At 72.2% G+C, this 4,635-nt stretch carries 3 protein-coding genes; 1 reads left to right on the top strand and 2 read right to left on the bottom strand.

From position 1 onward, the window contains the following. Positions 1-119 precede the first annotated feature (119 nt). Together ACFXB5_RS23005 and ACFXB5_RS23000 are read right to left on the bottom strand one after the other, a co-directional pair. Complete coding sequence (locus tag ACFXB5_RS23005; protein ID WP_385210865.1) at positions 120-2,285, bottom strand: MMPL family transporter; 2,166 nt, start codon at positions 2,283-2,285, stop codon at positions 120-122. 405 nt (positions 2,286-2,690) lie between these two features. Beyond that, a complete protein-coding gene (locus ACFXB5_RS23000; RefSeq protein ID WP_385210862.1) occupies positions 2,691-3,215 on the bottom strand; it encodes a hypothetical protein in 525 nt (174 codons plus the stop codon). A gap of 146 nt (positions 3,216-3,361) precedes the next feature. On the opposite strand from ACFXB5_RS23000, the gene ACFXB5_RS22995 reads away from it, so the two are divergent. Continuing rightward, positions 3,362-4,635 (top strand): hypothetical protein (locus ACFXB5_RS22995; RefSeq protein WP_385210860.1); only part of this gene is annotated, 1,274 nt, incomplete at its 3' end.

The following is a 4,635-nucleotide window of genomic DNA, read 5'->3' as shown; positions in this document are numbered from 1 at the left end:
GGTGGGGCGCCGCCGGGGGGCCGCCCCCCCCCCCGCCGCCCCCCCCCCCCCGGGGGGCCCCCCCCCCCCCCCGCGCCCCCCCCCCCCCCGCGGCGTTTCGACGGCTCGTGAGCCGCGGATCACACCCGTACGGTCTCCGCGGTGTCGGACTCCTCGGCCCGCCCCGGGCCGGATCCACCGGACGCGTGGGGGGAGTCGAAGCGGTGGTTGGGCCACCACGCCTTGGAACCGAGCATCGCGGTCACCGTCGGCACCAGCAGCAGCGCCATGATGAACGCGGTGAGCAGGATGCCGAAGGCGACGGCGAAGCCCATCTGCTGGAGCATGGTGTTGCTGGCCAGCATCAGCACACCGAAGGTGCCCGCCAGGATGATGGCGGCCGAACCGATCGTCGGCGCCGAGTGGGCCACCGCGAGCCGGGCCGCCTCGGCCGGGGACTTGCCCTTCCCGACCTCCTCCCGCAATCGGGCCACCATCAGGATGTTGTAGTCGGTGCCGATCGCCACCACGAACAGATAGACCACGATCGGCAGCATGAAGAGCAGGCCGTGCTCGCCCTTGATGTCCTGGAACAGCCAGACCGTCGAGCCCAGGGTCGCGGCGAAGCCGAGGCCCACGGCGAGCATCAGGTACAGCGGTGCCACCAGGCTGCGCAGCAGCAGGCCGAGGATCAGCATGATGGCCACGCCCGCGACCGGGAACACCAGCCGGTAGTCGTGGTTGACCGCGTCCTCGATGTCGCCCAGCACCGCGGTCGTCCCGCCCACCAGGGCCTCGCTGCCCGGGGGCGCGGATTCGTGCGCGGTGTCCCGCAGGTCCCCGGCCACCAGCTCGATGGCCTTCTCGGAGGCGGGCCGGTACTTCAGCACGACGCTGAACTGGGCCACATCACCCTTGGGGTTGGGCACGGCGGGGGAGACCTCGCCGACGCCCTCGACCCCCTCCAGCTTCTTCCGGAACCCGGTCAGCGCCGCGGCGTCCAGCTTGGCGCCGCCCTTGGACTGGACGTACACCAGGCTCGGGTCGGACTCACCGGCCGAGAAGCTCTTCTGCAGCTCCGCCATGGCCGCGACGGACTCCAGGTCCTTCGGCAGCGAGCTGTCGGTGTCGAACTCGGCCTTGAAGCCGAACGCGCCCACCGCGAGGGCCGCCAGCACACAGGCGGACACCGTGGCGATCAGGCCGGGACGGCGCGAGATCAGGGAGCCGGTGCTGTTGGCGAGCCGGTTGCGAGGCGCCTGCTTCCACGCCTTGGACGGCCAGAACGCCTTCGTCCCCAGCAGCGAGAACACCGCGGGCACCAGGGTGAGGGCCGCCACCAGGGTCACCGCGACGGAGATCGCCAGCGAGGGCCCCATGGCGCGCATGCTGCCCATCGTCGACAGCGTCAGGGCGAGGAACGCCACGATGACCGCGCCGGCCGCCGACGCGATGGTCTCGCCGACCCGGGAGGCCGCGTTGATCAAGGCCTCCTTGGGCTCCTGGCCCTGGCGGAGGTGTTCGCGGTAGCGGAACAGCAGGAACAGCATGTAGTCCGTGCCGACGCCGAACAGCACCACGATCAGGATCGCGGACACTCCGCTGTCGGCCTCGAGCCCGAACCAGTCGCTGGCGGTGCCGATCAGACCCTGGGCCATGATGAACATCACCATGATCATCAGCACGGGCATCAGCGCGATGAGCGGACTGCGGAAGATGGCGCCGAGCAGCACGATGATCAGGACCAGGGTGGCCATCATGATCATGGCGTCGGTGTCACCCTCGGACTCCGTGGAATCGAGCCCCGAGGCAGCCGGACCGGTCACATCGACCTTCAGCGAGGTGCCCTTCAGCAGTTTGTCGCGGTCCGCGCGCAGATCCTTGATCGACTGCTGGGTGTCCTCGTCGTAGAGGTCCTTCTTGGTCGAGTAGATGTTGGCCAGCGCCATCTTGCCGTCCTTGGAGACGGCCTCGGGCGTGGTCACCACGGACTTGAAGGTCTCGTACTTCTTGTCCTGGAACCCCTTGGTCGCCTTGATGACGGCGGCCTTGTCGGCCTCGGAGAGCTTTCCGCCGTCCGGCCGCTGGTAGACCAGAATGGCGGCCGCGCTCTCCTGCTGCGGGAACGCGTGCTCCTGGAGCTTGGTCACCCGCACCGATTCGTAGTGCGAGGGCAGGAAGTCGGCTTGGTCGGTGCTGGACTTCAGCGGTGGGGCAAGGATGGCCAGGCCGACCGCCGCGATGACCCACATCGCGACGACCAGCCATGGACGGTTGACGGAGAACCGTCCTATTCGCCCGAACATGACGCTCCTTAGGGAGTTAAGGTTCCAGTAAGAGGGCACGCTAGGACAGCCGTTCGGGCGGCACCACGTGTCCTCGTGGAAATCGGCCTGGGGGGTGAGGGCGACTCCGCCAAAGGGTTTAGGGAAGCGATCCGCGCCTCAACATCTGTGCTGATGGCGCCCCTCGAGCCCCGGGCCGACGGCCACCGTCCGAGTTTCGGGGGCCGGGGTGCGGGCGGGCCGTGAAGTGGGCCGGACTGACATGTAGTTGTCAAAATTAGCCGTCCGGCGGCGTCTCGCGGGCGCGTTCCCGCCCGGCCTGTCCGCTTCCTGACAACACACCCCATTCGCCTCGTCAGGACTCCCCGCCCCGCCTCGTCAGGACGCTCCGCCGCGCCTCGCCAGGAGCCTCGTCAGGACTCCCCGCTAGACCTCCTGGAGGGCCGTCTTCGCGGCGTCCACGAAGTCCGTGAGGGCCTGCCAGAACGGGCTGAACGCGGCGTGAAATCGCTGTCCCGCCTCCGGCTCGCCGGAGCGCATCGCGCGCAGCGCGCGATGGAACGGGCCGGTGGCCTTCTGCAGCGCGTTCGCGGCCGTGGCCGCGGCGGCCGGGCCCTCCAGCTCGACCACCCGCACACAGCGGCGCATCCTGCCGTACGCGTCGCGTTCGCGCTCGGCCAGCTCGTCAAGGAGCGCGGCGCGGCGTTCCGCCGGGCCGGTGCGCTCTACGGCGTCGACCTCCCAGTACAACTCGCCGATGCCGTGGGTCTGTTCGATCAGATCGAGATACGCGGTGCGCCTGCTGTCGCGCAGCCGCTCCGCGCGCTGGGCGAGTGCCGCGGTCTCCGCCTGGATCCGGGCGGCCCGGGTGTTGCCGCGGCTGGTGACCCAACTGGCGAGGACGGCGGTGCCACCGGTGAGGGCCGCGATCCAGAACGTGCTGTCAGCCATGGGTCCCCGTACCGTCCTCAATTCCTCGAGCGCTGAACATCCGCTGTCCCTCGGTCATCATCGGCCACGGCGGCTATCCCCCGATGGTAGGAAGATACGGAAGGAGTAACGGTTCGGCGGTATGTGCCACAGATATGTTCCGGAGCATGAGCGCATCCGGGCTGCTGCCCGCCAGGACCGAACTGCGGCCCATCGTCTCCGAGTTGAGGCTGTCGGCCTTCAAGAGCCACCGCCGTGCCGCGTTTCGGCTGGCCCCGCGCCCCCTCACGCCCGGCCCGCGCGGCAGCGGCAAGTCCGGGGTGCTGGAGGCGTACGCGGCGCCCCCCCGCCGCGGGGCCGCCGCCCGGCTCGCGGAGGTGTTCCGCGATCCGGGCGCGTACATCCCGCGCCGGGCGCGGCCGGACCGGCAGGGGCGGCGCGGCTTCCGGATCGGCTGCACCGTGGACGGCCCGGTCGGGCCCGTACGGGTCGATGTCGCCGTACAGGCCGAGCCCGAACTGCGCATCGTGGGCGAGCGGATGACGGGGGCGGGGGAGACCCTGCTGGAGACGGCGCTGCGCGACCCGGGGCGGCGCTGCGTCCAGGCCGCCTGGCACACGGCGGGCGCGGTCGCGGTGACCCGCGCCCCGCTGCCCGACGACCGGCTGGCGACCTCGCTGCTGCCGCTGCGGGTCGCGGGCACGACGGAGGGGCAGCGGCTCGCGCTCGCCGCCGCCGAGCAGGTGGTCATCGCGCTGCGCTCGGTCTTCCCCTGCGACCCGCGGCCGGACCGGATGCGGGCGCCGGCGCCGCCGAGGGACGGTCGGCTGCGCGGCGGCTGCGAGAACCTGGCGACGGTGCTGCGACGGACCAGCCGGGAGTGCGGTACGCGGCACGCGGCGCTGGTCGCGGCGGTCCGGGCGGGGTGCGCCGGGCCGGTCGAGGGGCTGGTCACGGAGGGGCGGGCGGACGGGGTGGTGCGGGCCCTGGTCGAGCAGGGGGAGCTCGGCGCGATGCCCGTGGAGCGCCTCGGCGACGGCGAGCTGCGGTATCTCGCGCTCGCGCTGGTGCTGCTGACCGGGCCCGGTGTGCTGGCCGTGGACCCGGCGGCCGATGTGCTCCCCGCACGGCAGGTGCTGACCGTGCTGGCCGACGGTTTCGACCGGTGTCTGGACCGGCGGCAGGCGCGGGAGCTCCTGGGGGTGGCGGCCCGGATGTGCGCACGGGGGCACATCCGGCTCGTGGGGACGGTGGGGGACGTTTCGGGGGGGGGCGGGGGCGGCGCCCCAGCCCCTCGCGCTGCTCGCGGCCCCCCCCCAGCGCGGGCGGGGGCGGTGGCGGGGGCGGGTGAGCCGGGGGGGGGGGGGCCCCCGGTGGCGGGCGGTTGCGGGGGGGGGGAATTAACGCCGGCGGGCGCCCGGGGAGGAAAGTGGCCCGCGGT

It is taken from the genome of Streptomyces sp. NPDC059455 (assembly GCF_042750115.1).
Taxonomy (GTDB): Bacteria; Actinomycetota; Actinomycetes; order Streptomycetales; family Streptomycetaceae; genus Streptomyces; species Streptomyces endocoffeicus.
The sequence above is the reverse complement of the archived record's forward strand: the minus strand, read 5'-3'. Positions and strand labels throughout refer to the sequence as shown.